The organism is Shewanella sp. DC2-4 (assembly GCF_013248875.1).
Lineage (GTDB): Bacteria > Pseudomonadota > Gammaproteobacteria > Enterobacterales > Shewanellaceae > Shewanella > Shewanella oncorhynchi.
The window spans coordinates 1748781-1769096 of the sequence record NZ_JABRVR010000002.1 but is presented as its reverse complement, the minus strand read 5'-3'; the positions used below and the strand labels follow the sequence as shown (position 1 = coordinate 1769096).

Sequence of the window (20316 nt, the reverse complement as noted above, 5' to 3'; positions counted from 1 at the left end):
TCCGCTTAATGAGATGTGAGTGAAGAAAATGAGCCAAGTGAGCAGCATGGAAAAGACAGCAGAACCCGTAGCATTAGCATCGACGTTAGCACCGGCGCCGCTAACGTTAGCTGAGCGCCTAGCGCGCCCTGAATTACTGGATTTAACGCCCTACCAGAGTGCCCGCAGACTGGGCGGCCGTGGTGATATTTGGATCAATGCCAACGAATCGCCGTTCAATAATGTCGATACGGCAGCGCTCGATTTATCAAAATTGAATCGTTACCCAGAATGCCAACCGCCGCAACTTATCAGTGCCTACAGCGAATACAGCGGCGTAAGCGCCAGCAAGATAGTTGCCAGCCGCGGCGCCGATGAAGCGATTGAACTGTTAATTCGCGCCTTTTGTATACCAGGCGTCGACAGCATTGCCTGCTTTGGCCCGACGTACGGCATGTATGCCATCAGCGCGAACACCTTTAATGTGGGCGTTAAAGCGTTAAATCTCAGTGCAGAATATGGCTTACCGACAAGCTATGCCGAGGACGTTCGCGGCGCAAAACTGGTGTTTATCTGCAATCCCAATAATCCAACCGGGACTGTGATCGACAAAGCCATTATCGAGCAAGCAATCAAAGCCCTGCCCGATGCGCTTGTGGTGATCGATGAGGCCTATATTGAGTTTTGCCCCGAATACAGTGTGGCGGATTTGCTGGAAAGCTATCCGAATCTGGTGGTACTGCGCACCCTGTCAAAAGCCTTTGCTCTCGCCGGCGCACGCTGTGGTTTTATGCTGGCAAACGAGGCAGTGGTCGAAATCATTATGCGCGTGATTGCCCCCTATCCAGTGCCGCTGCCCGTGAGTGAAGTCGCCACCCAGGCGCTATCAAACGCAGGCGTTGCGCGGATGAAAGTGCAAGTTGCTGAATTAAATGAGCAAGGCGCCAGACTCACCGCGGCGATCAGCGCTTATTGTTCAAAATCGAATAGTTCAGATTCGCGCGCCCGCGTGCTTAAGCCTAACGGCAATTATGTGCTGGCTGAATTTGATGATGTCGCCAAGGTCGCGGCGTTACTACAATGCAGCGGCGTTGTCGCCCGCGCCTACAAAGACCCAAGGCTTGCCAAGGCTATCCGCTTTAGCTTTAGTTCAAAGGCGGATACCGATGTATTAGTGAATTTATTTGAATCGCAACACACTGAGCAGTCACCAGAAACGAATAATAAGTAACTGAACATAAAAACTAATAAAACCAATAAAAAGCGAATGCCGCGCTGAAGGTAAAATCAGCTTAAGCATTAGCTAAACGAATTGAATTTGAAGGTAGAGCCATGAACCCACAATTTGTCCCGAACGTTGCACAAAAAATTCTGTTTATCGACCGCGATGGCACCTTGATTGAAGAGCCCATCACCGACAAACAGGTCGATAGTCTAGCGAAATTAGTGTTCGAGCCACAGGTGATCCCCGCTTTGCTACGTCTGCAAAAGGCAGGGTTTCGCTTAGTCATGGTCAGCAATCAAGACGGCCTTGGCACACCGTCTTTCCCGCAGATAGATTTCGACGCTCCCCACAATATGATGATGCAAATCCTCAAAAGCCAAGGGGTTAACTTTGAAGATGTGGTGATTTGCCCGCACTTTAACGATGAAAATTGCAGCTGCCGTAAACCTAAGCTTGGGCTAGTAAAAGACTATCTCACCCAAGGCTGTATCGATTTCACCCAGTCAGCGGTGATTGGCGATCGCGAAACCGATGTGGAGCTGGGCAATGCCATGGGCATTAAAAGCCTGAAATATCAACGCGACACTTTAGGTTGGAACGCCATCGCCGATGCGCTGCTGAGTAAAGGCCGCACCGCCACTGTTGTGCGTACCACCAAAGAAACCGATATTCGCGTAACTGTTGATCTCGACAGTTCAGTCAAAGGCAAAATCGACACTGGCATTGGCTTTTTCGACCACATGCTCGATCAAATTGCCACCCACGGTAATTTTAAAATGGATGTGAAAGTCGATGGCGATCTAGAAATCGACGATCACCACAGCATCGAAGACACTGCACTGGCTATAGGTGATGCCCTGCGCCAAGCGCTCGGCGACAAACGCGGTATTGCCCGTTTCGGCTTTAGTCTGCCGATGGACGAAGCCAAGGGTGAATGTCTGCTGGATATCTCTGGCCGCCCTTTTATCAAGTTCTCGGCCGATTTTGAGCGTGAGCATGTGGGCGAAATGGCCACTGAAATGGTGCCGCACTTCTTCCGATCCTTTGCCGATGGCCTGCGCTGTACGCTGCATGTGTCAACCGAAGGCGATAACGATCACCACAAGGTTGAAGCCCTGTTTAAAGTGCTCGGCCGCGCGCTACGCCAAGCAGTTAAAGTCGAAGGCGATATTCTGCCATCGAGCAAAGGCGTGCTTTAAGGCATCAGCATAAATCGTTTAAGAGGTTAGGATGCAACAAGACACTCTATTAATAGCTGGCCAGCAATTAACAACTAGCCCGCAATTAACAGCAAATGAATCATCAGATGCTGAAACCGTCATCATAGACACGGGCTGCGCCAATTTAAACTCAGTACGTTTCGCCTTCGAGCGTTTAGGCGCTAAGGTGTTGGTCACAGACGATAAAACCAAAATCAAAGCGGCAAAACGTGTAGTGCTACCGGGAGTGGGCACAGCGGGAGCCGCCATGGCGTCCTTACATGAAAAAGGTTTAGTCGAACTTATTCAAGGCCTGACTCAACCTGTGCTGGGCGTGTGCCTTGGCATGCAAATGTTGGCGGCAATTTCTAAAGAGCGCGGCGGAAAAGGTCAAGATTGCGAGTGCTTAGGCATAATCCCGACCGACATTTGCGAGCTGGATACGCAGTTACTCAAAGCTGAAAACTTACCTTTGCCGCACATGGGTTGGAACCAACTTAAGCTAACGACAAACTCACAAGGCGCCAAAATCCCTAGCGTTCACCCGCTGTTTGCGGGCATTGAAGATGGCAGTTATGTGTATTTCGTCCACAGTTACCGCGCGCCGTTGAGTGAATTTACCTTAGCCCAATGTACCTATGGTGAAGGCTTTAGCGCCGCCATCGGCAAAGGCAACTTTATGGGCGTGCAGTTTCACCCCGAAAAAAGTGCCGCCGTGGGCGCGCAAATTCTGCGTAACTTTTTACTGATGGACGAGTTACAGATGAACGAGTTACAGATGAACGAGTTACAGATGAACGAAGCGCTGATGAACAAAGCGCTGCAAAGCAACTCTGCTGATGGCCAAGCGGATGTAAAGAAGGCTGACCAATGAATAAATTACTCATCAAAAAACCAGTTATTAATAAATCACTTATAAACAAATCAATCAAGGATCTGAGCTTATGATTATTCCTGCAATTGATTTAATTGATGGCAATGTCGTCCGCCTCTATCAAGGTGATTACGGCCAGCAGACCACCTTTGATTTAAGTCCTTTGGCGCAGCTGCAATCCTACGAGGCTCAAGGCGCGAAGTGGTTGCATATCGTTGATTTAACAGGTGCGAAAGATCCCGCTAAACGCCAAACTCTCCTTATTAGTCAACTCGTGGCGGGACTAAACGCTAATATTCAAGTGGGCGGCGGCATTCGGACAGAAGAACAAGTCACTGAATTATTAAATATCGGCGTAAAACGCGTGGTGATTGGCTCACTGGCGGTGAAAGAACCTGAGTTAGTCAAACAATGGTTTATCAAATACGGCAGCGAAGCGATTTGCCTCGCACTCGATGTCAATATCAACCAAAGCGGCGAGAAAATTGTCGCCGTATCCGGTTGGCAAAGTGGCGGTGGTAAGAGTTTAGAATCCCTTGTAGAAGCCTTTAGCGCGGTCGGCTTAAAGCATGCGCTAGTAACTGATATTAGCCGTGACGGCACCTTAACGGGCGCGAATACCGCGCTTTATCAAGAAATTGCTGCAAGTTATCCCGATATCGCTTGGCAAGCCTCCGGCGGTATTGCAACTCTTGAGGATGTTGCCGCCGTGCGTGATAGCGGCGCGGCGGGCATCATTATAGGCAAAGCCTTGCTTATCAATCAGTTTAACGTGGTGGAGGCAATCCAATGCTGGCCAAACGACTAGTCCCCTGTTTAGATGTGAAAGACGGTAAAGTAGTGAAAGGCGTGCAGTTTCGTAACCACGAAATTGTCGGTGATATCGTGCCCTTAGCCGCGCGTTATGCCGAAGAAGGCGCCGATGAGCTGGTGTTTTATGACATTACTGCCAGCGCCCACGAACGTGTGGTCGATAAATCTTGGGTGAGCCGCGTGGCGGAGCAGATTGATATTCCCTTCTGCGTGGCAGGTGGCATTAAAACCATTAGCCAAGCCCGTGAATTATTAGCCTTTGGGGCGGATAAGATTTCGATTAACTCGCCCGCCTTGACCGATCCAAGTTTAATCTCACGCCTGCAGGACGAGTTCGGCCGCCAGTGTATCGTGATTGGCATCGACTCCTTTTTCGACGCCACCAGCAACAGCTATAAGGTAAAACAATTTACCGGCGATGAAGCGGCGATTAAGGATACTCAGTGGTTTACCCAAGACTGGGTTGAAGAAGTACAAAAACGAGGTTGTGGTGAAATCGTGCTCAATGTGATGAACCAAGACGGCGTGCGCGGCGGCTATGATATCAAGCAGTTAAGTCTTGTTCGCGCCATCTGCGACGTGCCTTTGATTGCCTCGGGCGGCGCTGGAACTATGGCGCATTTCCGTGATGTGTTTATTGAAGCCAAGGTCGATGCGGCGCTGGCAGCGAGCGTATTCCACAAGGCGATTATCAACATTGGTGAGTTAAAAGCCTATTTAGCGGCCGAAGGCATTGCGATTAGGCGCTAGCTATTGCAATTAGCCGCTCGCGGTCAATCGTTTATAGCGAGCTAATGGCGCCTACCGCTACAGTAAGAGCATGAGTAAGAGCTAGCAACCACAATACGTCGCTAAAAAGCATCAACAAATTAAGAGTGAACACTATGTCAACGCAAACACACACTAAATCGGATTTTAGCGAGCTGGATTGGGACAAACAGGATGGACTTATTCCTGCCGTGATCCAAAATCACTTATCGGGCAAGGTATTAATGCTCGGTTATATGGATAAGGCCGCGCTGGAAAAAACCTTAAGCACAGGTGATGTGACCTTTTTCAGCCGCTCAAAACAGCGTTTGTGGACTAAGGGTGAAATCTCAGGCAATACGCTAAAATTGGTGGCTATTGATAAAGACTGCGATAACGACAGCCTGTTAGTTCAAGTGATCCCCAACGGCCCAACCTGCCACAAAGGCACCGAAAGTTGCTGGTTAGATGACAATGCGCACCCATTTTTGAACAACCTCGCCAGCTTAATCACCTCGCGTAAAGGGCAAAGTGCCGATTCCAGCTACACGGCGTCTTTGTTTGCGCGCGGCACGAAACGTATCGCCCAAAAGGTCGGGGAAGAAGGTCTTGAAACCGCCCTTGCCGCTGCGACCCACGATAAAGAAGAGCTAGTTAACGAAGCCTCAGATCTTATCTATCACTTGCTGGTATTGCTTGAAGATCAAAACTTAAGCCTCAGTGACATCACAGCAAATTTGCTGGCAAGACATGAAAAGGCGCTAGAGAGCAAAGCATAATCTGCTTACTGTTCCTGATGTCTTACTATCGATTTTACCGCTAAAAATGCCGCCCGCTTAAATCAAGTCGGCGGCATTTTTTATCGCGCGATTCCCTCAAGTGCCATTGCCGCAATGTAAACAATGAATATCTTGCGCCTTAATCCTGTGACAAAAAATAATCAAAATACTGTTGTAATGGTTGACAAGTACATTTCAGTTCCCTATGGTAACCTCCGTTGCCGTTAGGTTATTAAGGCAAGGCATCAAAACACTTATCCGTTTTTACTCAACACACGCTAAGGCAAGTTTTATGTGTTTCACACCCTTTTATACTCCCTATCTGTAGCCGCAATGGATATACCCAAGCTACCTGAAGATACGAGTTTCAGAGCGCCTAGGGGGCTTCAATTCAAGGCGCATCAATGACAGAATGTCGACCACCTTTTGAATTGATGCAACACGGGAGTGGAGTACCCTAGACGCTCCGTCCCGGCGGGTTTTAACGCACTTTATGCGGTGTTGGTTATTTTTAACTTAGCCCGCTAGGTCTGCAAATAACCGCCTTGCCTAAAGTGCGTTAAACTCCCTCTGAATCCTGCATCTTCAGGTTGTTTGGGTATAAAGGCACCTCGCCTGACCTTCCATTGTGGCCATATCCTTTCGGATCCGCTGAGCGCCACTGTCTCATTTGCTTAAATCATTTTGTGCTTGAATCGCATCAAAATCCTTTAAGACGGTTGCTTTAGGATCAAGTCTTTATCTCTTTTTCTTGCGACACGCTTTTGAGATCATGTTATGACACAGAATAAAATTTTCGGCAGTTTACTGCTTATCGCCGGCACCACAATCGGCGCGGGTATGCTGGCTTTGCCTATCGCATCGGCTGGACTCGGTTTTGGCACCTCCTCCGCCATTATGCTCATCCTATGGGCGCTGATGGCCTACACGGCACTGCTTATGGTGGAAATACATCAATTCGCCCCCAGCGATGCCAGCCTTAATCACTTAGCGCAGCGCTTATTGGGTCGTAAGGGCCAGTTGATCGCCAATAGCGCCTTGATGTTTTTACTGTACGCCCTCTGCGCCGCCTACATTGCTGGCGGCGGCGAGCAAGTGAACCAAAAGCTGAGCACTTGGCTAGGACTAAATTTGCCACCGCAGGCGGGTGCAATCCTATTCACCCTGCTGGTTGGCGCCATTGTGGGCATGGGAACCCACTGTGTGGATCTCATCAATCGCGGTTTATTTGCCCTTAAGCTATTGGCATTATTGCTTATGTTGGCCTTGTTACTGCCGCAGGTTGAAAGCCCACATTTGCTCGAACTCCCGCTCAACCAAGGCCTAATTATCACGGCTATTCCGGTGATTTTTACCTCCTTTGGTTTTCACGGTTCGATTCCATCAGTGGTGCGCTACTTGGGCGTTGAAGTCAAAGCCCTGCGAAGGATCATGTTGTTTGGCTCGGCTTTGCCATTAGTTATTTACCTTTTGTGGCAACTGGGCAGTCAAGGCGTATTAAGCCAAAGTCAATTGCTCGAAAACCAGAGTTTATCAAGCTTTATCAATCAACTGGCGAGCGTACTGCACAGTGAATACTTAAGTAGCGCTATAAGTCTATTTGCCGATCTCGCCCTTGCGACCTCGTTTTTAGGGGTGAGTTTAGGTTTGTTCGATTTTATGGCCTCAAGCTTAAGGCAAGAAGATAATGCAACAGGTCGAAGCTTAACCGCGGCTATCACCTTTTTACCGCCCTTAGGTTTTGCCCTCTTCTACCCTCAAGGTTTTATCGCCGCCCTAGGCTACGCGGCGATTGCGCTGGTGATCCTCGCCATCTTTTTACCTGTGACCATGGTGTGGACACAACGCCAGATGCGAGACGCTGCCAATATGCCGATGGGTTACCGCGTTGCGGGCGGAAAGTTAGCCTTAATGCTCGCCACACTTTGCGGAATTGTGGTGATCGCCGCCCAGATATTTAGCTAGCCGCAATTCACTCACCAAGAGTGAGTTAACCAAAAGTTCGCTAGCTCGAATAAAAGATGAAGTACAAGAGCCTGTAAAACCTCAACTATTGACAGCAGGCGCTTGTCTATTCAATGATCCTTTCACATTAGTCAGCTAAGCCCGTGAGTGTTAAACTGCCTCAGGTGCTCGTGCGCGATATAAAAGCTCCGAAGTAACCGAACAAATTAAAAGTGCCAATGAAATATACACATTCGTGTATTTTTGCACTGCTAAAGCACGAGTTTGATCAGGGCTCTTTCAATAAAGGATAAATATCAAACCCAATGCCAATCCACAACAAGCCAAGCCGTGGCAATGCCTCTGATAGCAAGGCACTTCAGCACGAGGCAACGGAGATATCTGCAGGCCCTCGCAGTGGTGCTTTAGATTTTGGAACGGATACTCATGTTGCTGCGCAAAATCGCCGTAAATTCCCCCTAAAAAAAACCTTATTGGCGACCAGCTTAACGGGCATCTTGGCGGGCGTGGCGTTAACTGTTTGGATTGTGAATACCCAGGCTGAACAACTCATCATACGGGCGGCAAATTTTGCCCTCACAGGTATGGACAGCGAACTGATTGACATTGAATTAGGGCAAAGTCAGTTAGAACATTGGCGAATTACCTCTGCCAATCTGAGGGTGCATGATAGCCATATCAAGCTTAATGATTTGAATATTCAGCTAAAACTTGACTGGCCACAGAGTTTTGCCGAACTGAAACAGTTCAGCCAAGCCTCTTACCTCACTCAAAAAATCACCCAAATATCCACAGGTAATATTGAAGTCGAGTTAGGGCAATCACTGTTTTTACCCAATCGAAATGCCATCGATGAACAAGGCCCCGCATTGGTCTTAGATATCAAATCATTACCACTCATCGATATCGGAAAAACCAGTCTTATTCTCAAAGCCCAGCATCTCAACACCCAAAATGATTTATCCGCCTATCGTTTGGTGATGGACAAGTTGAGCCTCAACGGCGCGGGGGAAATCAACAGCGAGTTTAGTCACGCAGGCGAAAGCATCGCCACACTTAAAGCCATACTCGAAACCAACAAATGGCAACTCATGAGTCAAATCCAGCTCGCGCCGCTGCTTGCGAGCTTGCATCAAATCAGCCTGAGGCAAGCGCAAGACAGTGTACTGAGTCCGTTAACTGAGCTTGATAAAGAGTGGCAAGCGTTAGCAATTGATTTACAAGGCCAATTGGTATCCAACAGCAGTATCACTTTAACCTCAGGCGAACTTATCAGTGAGCATCAATTAATCGATCCAAAGCTGACCTTTAATCAACTGGCTGCACTAGAGCTTGCGCCTAAACCCGAGCTTGCACCTAAGTCTGAGTTAGCATTTAAGATTGCAGGGCATTTAGCCGAACTTGACCTAAAACTAGAGCCCTTTAGCTTAGCGCTGAGTCCAAATACAGAGCAGCAACAACGATTGATGCAGCTGCTCGATGAGACGCTGGCTAAACCTTCATCTCAGTCAGTATCTGAACCAGTATCTCAACCGATAACTGAGCAAGTGCCTGATCAGACAGCGAGTCAAATCGCTAAGCTGCTATCGGGGCTCAAAAGTACAGATACACCAGTGGGAATCGCACTGACATTGCCTGAAGCCCTGCATTACCCGCTGACTCAAATTCCGCAAGATGTGCACTTAGCTAATCCCCTTGCGATTAAACTTCCTCGAGTGAAGCTTAAGACCTTAGGCAGTAAGCTCGATACCCAAGTCGATTTGGCCAATGTTGAAATCACAAAATCAATCGAAGCACTGTCCTTCAAAACAGATTGGCGCCTTAGTACGAGGCAAACAGGCTCAATGCAATTATCTGAATTGTGGGCAAATCCACCGCAGGACTTTAGCTGGAATAATAGTCAGTTAACAACAGCAGGCACATTTAACTTAGTTCAGACGCCAAGTTCAACCGATTGGCAATTCATCACTGCCGCTACCGAGTCGACTGAACTGACTCAATCAACAAAACAAGATACTGGCAACACGCTAGAGTTCGCCGTGGGTGAGCTTAAGCGTATTAGCATGCAAAATAAAAATGCGGCTAAACATGCAGAGTTTAGCCTTGGTAGTATCGCGATAAATGCCCTTGCGCCGCTGAACATAAGCTCGCAGCAAAGCACTCATACTCAGAGTTCTGGTATTCAAAACGCTAGCATTCAGAAAGTCAGTCCAGCGCAAAGCTCAGTACCCACATCTGATACCGCAAACAGGTTAACCCTTGCCATACCACCTTTAACCTTAGCACTGGAGCAACTGTATTTTTCGCAGACCAAACAGACTTTAGTGACAGATGGTGTAGTCACTGAGGCTAATGCGGATAAAAATGCTAGCACTAGCATCATAACGAAAACCGATATGAATGCGGGCAGTTTCTCGATTGCATTACAAAAAGCCATGTCATTTGAACTTAAACCCAATATCGAAGCGCTGTTCGACTCGCTGCTCTCTACCACTTGGCGTAATCAACTCGCATGGCAAGCCAGTCAGCTAAATATCGAAAAACAGCTCAGCAGCAAAGGCCGCAGCCGCAAAGAAACCGTACTTAAGCTGGACAAGTTAACGCTGGCACAAAGCTTAGATTGGAAAAATAACACGCTCTTTGGTGATGAGCACTGGCAAGTGGGCACAGTTGAGCTGCAAAGCCAACACAAGTTGAACCTTGCCACCGCGAACAATCCCTTAGTGTTAACGGGCCAATGGGTAGTCAACACTAGCATGACCGAGGCGCTGGCCTTGCTCAATCAAACCCAACCCTTACCATCTGAGCTTAATGTCACAGGTAATAACCAATTACAGGCGCAGTTTAATTTAACCCAACAGCGCGATCAGACCCAATTTGCCATGCAAATAACTCAATCGATGACAGAACTTGAAGGCTTTTATAAAGACATCATTTTTGAGGGGGGAAAACTGCAAGCGCAATGTGAGTTCACTTGGGGGCAATCTTATAAAAAAGAGTCTCATAACAAGCCGCAGGATAAAGGCTATTTTAGCAGCCTCAGTAAGCTCAATTGCCCGCAGACGCTGATGACCTTTAACTTATTTGATCCAGGCTTCCCACTGACCGATATCGAAGTGGAAGCCGATATCGCCCTTGGCAAAGATGCCGAGAAATTGCCCGACAATTGGATACAACAACTCACAGGCTTAAGTGACACCGATGTTTCCATGACCGCCAAAGGCAAAGTGCTCAGCGGCCAGTTTCTGCTGCCAGAATTTAATCTTAAATTGCAGGATAAATCCCATGCCTATCTGTTACTGCAGGCCATGAGTCTAGAAGAGGTCCTGCGTATTCAACCGCAAATTGGCATCTATGCCGACGGCATATTCGATGGCGTGTTGCCCGTCGATTTAATCAACGGCAAAGTGTCGATCACTGGCGGGCAATTAGCCGCGCGCGCACCCGGCGGCCTCATCGCTATCTCAGGCAACCCCGCCGTTGAGCAGATGCGCCAATCCCAACCGTATCTAGACTTTGTCTTTTCAACGTTAGAACACTTACAATACAGTCAATTATCAAGCAGCTTTGATATGGACCAAGCCGGTGATGCTAAACTACTCGTCGAAGTGAAAGGCCGCGGTGAAGGGATTGAACGCCCTATCCACTTGAATTACTCCCACGAAGAGAACATGCTGCAATTATTTAGAAGTCTGCAAATTGGTAATGACTTGCAGGACAGAATCGAAAAATCAGTGAAGTAACAAGGAAACCTCAGTGAAGATAATTCAATTACAGCAAATTAGCATAGGTACCCGAAGCGCACTTATCGCATTGGTAGCCCTAGCCTCATTGCAGGGCTGTACGCCCACAGTAAAAATAGAACCGCCGGATAAACCTATCGTTATCAATCTCAATGTGAAAATTGAACATGAGATACGGATCAAAGTAGATAAGGAATTAGACCAACTCCTGTCAGACGATAAGCTGTTCTAATTAAATAAGAATTGAGGAATCACCATGAAATCAATCCGACTAAAAACAAAGTTATTATTGCTATTAACCCTCAGCGTCTTAAGCCTAAGCGCCTTTGCCATGTCACTTCAAGAAGCTAAATCACAGGGCTATTTAGGGGAACAAGCCAACGGCTACTTGGGATTAGTGCAAGCCAATCCCGAAGCCAAAGTCGTGATGGACGACGTAAATAACAAACGTCGCGCACACTACGAAACCATTGCCAAGAAGAACAAACTCTCCCCTGCCGACGTCGCTAAACTCGCCGGTGAAAAAGCCATAGCCGCCACAGATAAAGGCAACTATGTACAAGATGCCAAAGGCAAATGGATTAAAAAGTAGTCCGCTTTCTAAGGCTCTAGCGCGTAAAAACAAAACGAATAGATATAAACAAAACGCCTGCAGTAGCAGGCATTTTTATGGGTGGATTTGTCGATAACTGGATAGATGATTTACTTAACTAAAAGCTAACTGACGACAAAATAATTAATATTAATTTTCATTGCTTCCCCAGTCACTCGCCTTCCTATTTCTAGTAAGAAGCATCCCACATTAATACAACAATTTTTCATGCCTGTAATTTGCCCACATGACATAACCTAAAACAATACAACCTGATAGCAAAAGAAAAACTCTGGTATTTTCGGTGTCAGGGATAGCTTGAAAGACAGAGTTTAGCCATAACGGGAAAAATATTCCAATAGGGATAACAGTGACGATGAACAATGCAGAAATAAAGTAGCAAATAAGAATGTTGCCGATGCCGCGTGGTTTAGGCCATCCAAAGCGCAAATTCATAGATTTATGCAATTTAACCAAAAATGTAATCGTGGCTAGGTAGATTATGATTCCTACAATAAACAATATATCTATCATGTTCAATTTGGCTTATAACGCCGCTATCAATTGCGGCAAAAAGTGGAGTAAGTGAAGCGAACGTAACTTTTTGACGTCAATTACATAGCTTGGTTAGGCTTCCGTCACTTCTAGGATTACACTGGTCTGAATTTTTGGGTTCCAGTAAAGTCCTCCACCATATTTAAAGTGCTCCTTTACTGCACTCAGTGTTTCTGTATGAGACTCAAATATCGTGAACCTAGAGCCTAACTTTGTATAGTGCGCATGCGCGTTTACCTCATTAGACCAGTAAAAGCGCGCATGGTTAACTAACTGTAATAAAAGGAACTTATCAGCTTTTGTTTAGATATACCATCAGGAAAAACGCGCATGCGCGTTTTCCAAACCTATTATCTCAAGCTGTCAAAAAATAAGTTGTTGATAATAAATGCTATATACATCGAAAAGACCGAACACCCACAGATTTTTTGCTTTTAGCGCTGCACAGACAACACTAAAAAATCAAAGTAAAAACCGTTAAATGTAATCTCTAATCTTTCAAATCAACAGACTACGCAAATGCTAAAAGGTGCGCCATGGTGATTGGCGAGACGACCGTCCGCCCCATGGATGGGGCGGTCGAGCATCCACGGATGGACTAGCTGCGAGTCGCCGAGTAAATGCCATGGCAAACCGATCTATGTGGATCAAATGAGCTTATTATCAATAAGGAATAAATTCACTTTAAAATGCTTGCAATCCATGACGGAATATTGCGATCTGTGTTCTTTTTAGCCTTTGCCTCGTCACTCTCCTTCTATTTGATAGAAAAAGCTGAGCCGAGTTTAGAGTAATAAGACTCACAAATTATCGTTGGGTAGCATTCGATAGAAAGGTGTTGAAGAGTCACGTGACTAATTTTAGATAAAAGCTTTATTAGCAGAAAAGAGTACGGATAGCGCACTAATGCTATGGAGATTTAAGCGAATTATCGGCTAATAATAGATATCAAAAACCAATAATGACTATTGATCTACAACTACGCTATGCCGCAACCACGTGGCGCTGCGCACGTAGGGGGTGTAAGCGATTATGCATCACTTTGATGGTTTCAAACTGCACCATAGTTTTAGCACCGGATAAAACACATTCGGGCGATAATAACATCACTAAGGCCGATTGCAGGGTGTTTTCAACCACAAGCACGAGTGCCCTTTGCTTTTGGCATTTAAGTTCAAAGACTTTACCTACATCGCTATAAACACAGACATCACTGGTATCAAAAAACCATGATTTAGGCATTTGCGGTGTCAGCATAAAATGGGCTGCGGTGGCATTGAGCGCAATTTGAACAATAGCGGCATCGGACAAAGACAGGGTTTTAGGCAATCTATCGAGTAAGTTCATATAGAATTTGGCGTGCGCAATATTAAATTCCATGCTTGATAAGGCATCTGGAATGAGTAATTTTGCTTTATAAGACGTCAGAAATTCTATCTCGGAACCTAACGATACGCCTAATACACCATACGAATCGTTATATTTCCATTGCCAATCTTTTTGCGGCATTAATAACATAACGGTGACCCAATATTTGAACACTGGGACATAATAGTAGATATTTTATCCAATATCAAAATAAAAATAATAAAATACAAATTATTTAACAGTTACTTAGTCGTTCTATTGTAAGATCTTAACAGCGATCTAAGGATCATTTTAGATCGCTGTTAAAGAATAAGATCTTATTTTAGATCGTTATCTTAATCCTAAGATCATTATTTCAAGCGGTATGCATTCACTATTTCTTTAATTAACTTCGGACCTTGATAAATAAAACCCGAATAAATCTGAACCATAGTGGCGCCCGCATCGAATTTGGCTAAGGCATCTTCAGCGCTATTAATACCGCCCACACCGATGATCGGGATCTGCCCTTTCAAACAAATTGCCAATTGCTTAATCACTTTAGTAGACAGCTCAGTTAAAGGTTTGCCACTTAAGCCGCCGCTTTCATTGGCGTTGGCAAGACCGCTAACACCATCACGTGTTAAAGTAGTATTGGTCGCAATTGCGCCATCAAATTTGTTTTTAATCAAAGCTTGCGCGATATTTTCAATTTCTTCGATGGTTAAATCTGGAGCAATTTTAAGCGCGATGGGCACGTATTTTTTATGCTTTTCGGCCAGCTCAAGTTGCTTGGCTTTAATTGCGCTCAATAATTCATCTAATAGATCGCCATATTGTAGCGATCGTAATCCTGGGGTATTGGGTGATGAAATATTCACCGCAATATAAGCCGCATGGAGATAAACTTTATCCATGCAGATCAAATAATCGTCTTTACCTTGTTCTACTGGCGTGTCTTTATTTTTGCCAATATTAACGCCAACCATAATATCGGTCTTTTTAGCGATCAAATTTTTGACCAGATTATCGACACCCTTATTATTAAACCCCATGCGATTAATGATGCCTTTGGCAGGCTTTAATCTAAATAGACGGGGTAAATCGTTACCAGGCTGTGGTCTTGGGGTAACTGTACCCACTTCAATATGACCAAATCCCATCGCATGAAAGGCATCAATCGATTCGCCGTCCTTGTCCATACCGGCAGCGAGTCCCACTGGGTTAGGAAAGGTCAACCCCATAAAGCTGACAGGAGCGGGTGCAATCGTTTGTCCATATAGACACGTTAACCGGCTATTGGCGGTCATTTTTAAACTGCCTATAGCAAGATGGTGAGCTCGCTCAGGATCCATCTGAAACATGACTTTCTGTGCGATTTTATAAAACATGTACTTTCCTCGACCTAAAAAAAGCCCCGGCGATCGCCAGGGCTTCTGATTGTTATAATAAGTTTACTTTTGGCCTTCGCAATGAAGGATCAGAAGGTTAAGTTCACGTAGGGCGACAGAGAACTTAGCAAACTCATGGATTTGCGACGTTTTAAAGTCAGCTAGCATATGGAACCATCTTTCCAATAAGCCTTGATTTATCTCAATCCACTGAGAAATCACACTTTCGGCATCACAGGTTGCACTGCAGGTTCTTAAGACAACTGAACTTAATGCACGTTGTTGCCAATCTAACTCTTCCCTAAAGGCGGCACGAGCCAGTGCTTGCCAATGGTTCGCTACAGGTTGAGCGCTGATCTGTTCTAAGAACCAGTGCAGCTCAACGCGGGCGCCGAGTTTGAAGTAAGTTTCAGCCACTAATGCCACTGTCTTATCTTCTGTTTGCGCAATTTGGGCAATGTCTAAGGCAGAGAACAAGGTGCTCATGTTAGCCACAATGGTTGCCACAGCTTGTGGTACGTTTTCTTTGACCAAAGCATTGATCTCAGATTGGATACCCTTCGCTTCTTCTTCTACCAGATATAAATGAACATTATCTTTAATTTGTTCAAATACTGGTTTGAAGAAGGCAACGGTTTGTTCGATGCTCCAAGAGCGGTTACGGTGACGGAGGAACCAGCGGCTAGCACGACGCATATTGCGGCGTAACTGATGCAGCATTTCACCTTGAACCACAGCCGGAACTATGCCGTTTAAGTCAGTGATCGATTTAGTTAATTCAGCTAAACCAAATACTTCGCGAGCCATAGTGTAACAAATTGCCGCGTCGGCAACTGAGGCACCAGTCTCATCTTGCATACGTTGAACAAAATTCAAGCCCATGTCGTTGACGAGTTCATTGGCGAGTGAGGTCGCAATGATTTCGCCACGCAGTGGATGGGTTGCCATTTTGTCACTGTATTTTTCCTGAAGTTTTTTCGGGAAATACGCGATAAGCAGTTGGCTTAACAGAGTATCTTCAGTGATTTCTGGCGTCACTAATTGCTCTTTCAGTACCATTTTCGCATAAGCAACCAATACTGATAGCTCTGGGCGCGTTAATGCACGACCACTGGCTAAACGTTCAGCTAGCTCATCGTCAGACGGTAAGAACTCTAACGCTCTGTCTAACTTGCCTTCTTTTTCCAGGTACTGGATAAAGCGGATCTGCTCTTTTAACTGCTCAGCACCGCGCACTTGAGTCACAGAGATAGTACGAGTTTGATCTTTACAGTCTTGTAGTACGATTTGGCCGACTTCTTCAGTCATTTCTTCCAGTAAACGGTTACGCTGCTTAAGCGTCAGTTCACCTTCAGTCACCATAGCGTTCAGCAAAATCTTGATGTTCACTTCGTTGTCTGAACAGTCCACACCACCAACGTTATCCACGAAGTCAGTGTTGATGCGACCGCCATTAGACGCATATTCAATACGACCTAACTGAGTACAACCTAAGTTACCGCCCTCGCCGACTATCTTAGCGCGCAGTTCGCCACCGTTGACACGTAGAGCATCGTTGGCACGATCGCCGACTTCAGCGTGGGTTTCACGTGAAGATTTCACATACGTACCGATACCGCCGTTCCAGATCAAATCCACTGGCATTTTCAACAGTTCTTTCATCAGCTCAGTTGGGGTCATAGAGGTTTTCTCTGTGGCCAACATTTGCTTCATCTCTGCCGATAATGGAATTGATTTAGATGAACGGAGGAAAATACCGCCACCTTTAGAAATCAACTTGCTGCTGTAGTCTTCCCAGCTTGAACGTGGCAGAGCGAATAAACGCGCCCGTTCATCATAACTTAATGCCGTATCCGGATTTGGATCGATAAAGATATGCATGTGGTTAAAGGCTGCAACCAGTTTAGTGTGCTTAGACAACAACATACCGTTACCGAATACGTCGCCCGCCATGTCACCTATACCTAAACAGGTAAAGTCTGTAGTTTGGCAATCAATACCGACTTCGCGGAAATGACGCTTAACCGATTCCCAGCCGCCTTTGGCCGTGATACCCATTTTCTTATGGTCATAACCGTTGCTGCCACCCGATGCGAATGCATCACCGAGCCAGAAGCGGTATTCGAGGGAAATCGAGTTCGCGATATCAGAGAAAGTCGCTGTGCCTTTATCGGCTGCTACCACTAAATAGGGGTCATCTTCATCGTGACGAACCACATCCAATGGATGGACGATTTCACCGTTCAAAATGTTATCGGTAATATCGAGCAATGCACGGATAAAGATGCGGTAACATTCTTGACCTTCGGTGAAGAAAGCTTCACGGCCGCCTTCAGTTGGCAATTGTTTACAAACAAAGCCACCTTTAGCACCCACAGGCACAATCACAGTGTTTTTCACTTGCTGTGCTTTTACCAAACCCAATACTTCGGTACGGAAGTCTTCACGACGATCTGACCAACGCAGACCACCACGAGCCACTTTACCGTAACGTAAATGCACACCTTCAACCCGTGGCGAATAAACGAATATTTCGAATTTCGGCAGTGGACGTGGCATTTCAGGGATCAGTGAAGGCATGAATTTAAACGAGATATAACTCTTAGATTCGCCTTTGGCATCCAGTTGGTAGAAGTTGGTACGCAGAGTGGCGTTAATCAAGTCTAAATAACGACGAATAATACGGTCATCATCTAAGCTAGACACTTCGTCTAAACGTAAATTGATCTGCTCCAAAAACTTGCCCAGGGTACGAGTTTTCAGTTTAGGGTTAAATTTACGGATGAACATCTTCACCAACAAATCAGCGATTTGTGGGTAACGACCGAAGGTTTCTTCAATATATGACTGACTGAAAGTCGCATCGATTTGACGCATGTATTTCGCATACGCGCGCAATACAGAGACTTCACGACCGGTTAAACCTGACGCCAGAATAATGCGGTTGAAGCCGTCATCTTCTAACTTCTTTTGCCACACTTGTGACAGTGCAGTTTGGAATCTGTCTTGGCTATCAGCGATGTTATCTGTGTTGACGACTTTAACTGTCATCAAGAAGTCTAAGATCCAGAAGGTAGAACCGTCTGAAGTCGTAACTTCATATGGACGCTCGTTGATCACGCGCAGACCAAAGTTTTCGAGCATTGGAAGCACATCAGAAAGATGAATAGGCTCATCTTTATGGAATAGCTTTAAACGCACTTTGTTGTCGTTCAGCGCCGCTTCCTGCGGTTGATAGAACAACATGCCGAGCTTGTGTTCATCATCCAGTGCTTCGAGCTGTTGCATGTCGACGACGGCAGAACTTGGCAATACGTCTTCTTTATAGCTTTGCTCAAACGCATTGAAATAACGCTTAGTCAGATGAGTGCCAGCTTCTTCGCCGAGTGCACTGTTAAGCGCAGTGCTTAACTTATCTTCCCACGAACGTGCCGCTTCTATTAAGTTGTTCTCTATGGCAGCCACATCTACATCCATATTATTGTTATCAACTTTGACTATGTAGTGAGTGCGGGCTAGCGTCGACTCGGAGAAATAAGTCGTAAACTCTACATCTTCTTTGCTGTTAAAGTGCTGGGCCAGAATACGTTGAGTATCTTGGCGGAGTTTAGTGTTGTAACGATCCTTAGAAACGTACACTAAACAGGATAAGAAACGGCCAAAGCCATCTTTGCGTACAAAGAGTTTCAGCTTGTCTCTGTCTTGCATTTCTAACACGCCATGGGCCATGTGCGATAAATCATCAACATTGGCTTGAATTAGCTCGTCACGAGGTAAATTCTCAAGGATGTTTAGCAGGGCTTTATAGTCGTGTGAACGTGGGGTCAAGCCTGAACGATCTAACACACGCTGCACTTTTTCATTCAGCAGTGGGATTTCACGTGGACTGCGGTTATACAGGTTTGACGCATATAAACCGATAAATCTATCTTCGCCAATCACATTGCCTTTCTTATCGAAACGCTTAATACCGATATAATCGACATAAGCTGGGCGATGCACGCGGCTCTTAGCGCTGCTCTTAGTGAGGATCAGTAAGCTGTGATCTAAGGCTTCTTTGCGGGCACTATCGGAGAAGCTAGATAACAACAAACCTTGCTCAGGTTGCGCTTTAGTGTGCTTGTTCATCAAACCTAAACTAGAGGCGATATTAGGCACTAACTCAACGTCACCTTCGACACGTTTCAAATCGTATTGACGGTAACCTAATAGCGTAAAGTGATGATTATTCAAGTAAGTCAGGAAGTTAATCGCTTCTTCTAACTCTTGCTTATCGCCCGGGAACGGACGTTTTGGCAATTCCTTGATCATCTCAGCCAACTTGGCAGACATGACTTCCCAGTCGTTGACTGATGAAGCGACATCGGCAAGCACAGACTGAATTTCGCGCTCTAATGCTTTGATATCAACCGTGCTGCTTTGACGGTCAATTTCAATCAAAAATACGGCGACATGCTCAGTGCTTTCAGGGCTCTGATTAAGATAAGTGACATTCGTCACACCACTTTCTGAACGCTCAATGGCCAGTGGAGTGTGCAACATCATGTGAGCAGTAATACCCATACGATTCAATGCCATACCAACTGAATCGACCAAGAATGGCATGTCAGGTTGGATAACTTCAATGATCGAGTGAGTAGATTGCCAGCCGTGTTTGGCTTGGCTAGGATTGAACACTCTCAGATGAGTGTTACCTTTTGGTGTTTTGTTCAGGGCGTTCCATAAACTGAGAACCGCACCGTATAAATCACTGTCATTACGCGCATTGAGATCGTCTTTCGACATGTGGGCATAAAGGCAGGTGGCGAACTGTTCAACTTGCTTGGCTTGTGAATTAGGGACTTTAGCGTGAATTAAACTGACTACATTTTCAAGTAGTACTGAAGGCATTGCATCTTTCAAGGCCATGTTGCTGTTTCCTTAAGCGTCTATGGCAGCGCTTTTTTCATTATTTGGATGCTTCGGCTTAACAATCGCAGATAAATTAATGTGATCTAGATCGTCGCGCGAAGTTTATTACTAAAACCGCTGTATTTCGAGGAAAATTTTAGTGGTACATCCTCTTGAAATCCAGTATTTGCGTAAACAAGGAATGACAAATGACCAA

Annotated in this window: 13 protein-coding genes; 10 read left to right on the top strand and 3 right to left on the bottom strand. The window is 45.8% G+C overall.

Annotated elements, in window-relative coordinates; all coding sequences use genetic code 11:
• The first annotated feature begins 28 nt into the window (after positions 1 to 28).
• The 10 genes from hisC to HQQ92_RS08475 all read left to right on the top strand — a co-directional run bounded on the left by hisC (position 29) and on the right by HQQ92_RS08475 (position 11916).
• Positions 29 to 1210, top strand: a complete 1182-nt coding sequence (gene hisC, locus HQQ92_RS08520; protein ID WP_173248623.1) for a histidinol-phosphate transaminase — start codon at positions 29 to 31, stop codon at positions 1208 to 1210.
• A gap of 101 nt (positions 1211 to 1311) precedes the next feature.
• Positions 1312 to 2403 carry a bifunctional histidinol-phosphatase/imidazoleglycerol-phosphate dehydratase HisB gene (hisB, locus tag HQQ92_RS08515; RefSeq protein ID WP_173244599.1) on the top strand — a complete coding sequence of 364 codons (1092 nt, stop codon included), beginning with the start codon at positions 1312 to 1314 and terminating at the stop codon, positions 2401 to 2403.
• 31 nt (positions 2404 to 2434) lie between these two features.
• Entirely contained in the window at positions 2435 to 3277 is an 843-nt protein-coding gene (gene hisH / locus HQQ92_RS08510; RefSeq protein WP_173244596.1) for an imidazole glycerol phosphate synthase subunit HisH, read from the top strand.
• Positions 3278 to 3347: 70 nt separating this feature from the next.
• Positions 3348 to 4085 carry a 1-(5-phosphoribosyl)-5-[(5-phosphoribosylamino)methylideneamino]imidazole-4-carboxamide isomerase gene (hisA, locus tag HQQ92_RS08505; RefSeq protein ID WP_173244593.1) on the top strand — a complete coding sequence of 246 codons (738 nt, stop codon included), beginning with the start codon at positions 3348 to 3350 and terminating at the stop codon, positions 4083 to 4085.
• Positions 4067 to 4840, top strand: coding sequence for an imidazole glycerol phosphate synthase subunit HisF (gene hisF / locus HQQ92_RS08500; RefSeq protein WP_173244590.1), 774 nt, complete (start codon positions 4067 to 4069; stop codon positions 4838 to 4840). Before hisA ends, hisF begins: the two co-directional genes overlap by 19 nt.
• A 134-nt stretch (positions 4841 to 4974) precedes the next feature.
• Complete coding sequence (gene hisIE, locus HQQ92_RS08495; protein WP_173244587.1) at positions 4975 to 5616, top strand: bifunctional phosphoribosyl-AMP cyclohydrolase/phosphoribosyl-ATP diphosphatase HisIE; 642 nt, start codon at positions 4975 to 4977, stop codon at positions 5614 to 5616.
• A 777-nt stretch (positions 5617 to 6393) separates the two neighbouring features.
• Entirely contained in the window at positions 6394 to 7581 is a 1188-nt protein-coding gene (locus HQQ92_RS08490) for an aromatic amino acid transport family protein (RefSeq protein WP_173244583.1), read from the top strand.
• 305 nt (positions 7582 to 7886) lie between these two features.
• Positions 7887 to 11324, top strand: a complete 3438-nt coding sequence (locus HQQ92_RS08485; RefSeq protein WP_173244581.1) for a YdbH domain-containing protein — start codon at positions 7887 to 7889, stop codon at positions 11322 to 11324.
• 13 nt (positions 11325 to 11337) lie between these two features.
• Positions 11338 to 11556 (top strand): YnbE family lipoprotein, encoded by a 219-nt coding sequence (locus HQQ92_RS08480; RefSeq protein ID WP_028759774.1) that lies wholly within the window; start codon positions 11338 to 11340, stop codon positions 11554 to 11556.
• Between the two features lie 24 nt (positions 11557 to 11580).
• Complete coding sequence (locus tag HQQ92_RS08475) at positions 11581 to 11916, top strand: YdbL family protein (RefSeq protein WP_173244577.1); 336 nt, start codon at positions 11581 to 11583, stop codon at positions 11914 to 11916.
• Positions 11917 to 13455: 1539 nt separating this feature from the next.
• Here HQQ92_RS08475 and HQQ92_RS08470 read toward each other — a convergent pair.
• The 3 genes from HQQ92_RS08470 to HQQ92_RS08460 form a co-directional block, all read right to left on the bottom strand.
• On the bottom strand, positions 13456 to 13989 hold the full coding sequence (locus tag HQQ92_RS08470) for a cell division protein ZapC (protein WP_173244574.1): 534 nt from the start codon (positions 13987 to 13989) through the stop codon (positions 13456 to 13458).
• 200 nt (positions 13990 to 14189) lie between these two features.
• On the bottom strand, positions 14190 to 15209 hold the full coding sequence (pyrD, locus tag HQQ92_RS08465) for a quinone-dependent dihydroorotate dehydrogenase (RefSeq protein WP_173244571.1): 1020 nt from the start codon (positions 15207 to 15209) through the stop codon (positions 14190 to 14192).
• A gap of 63 nt (positions 15210 to 15272) precedes the next feature.
• Positions 15273 to 20117 (bottom strand): NAD-glutamate dehydrogenase, encoded by a 4845-nt coding sequence (locus HQQ92_RS08460; RefSeq protein WP_173244568.1) that lies wholly within the window; start codon positions 20115 to 20117, stop codon positions 15273 to 15275.
• Between the last annotated feature and the right edge of the window lie 199 nt (positions 20118 to 20316).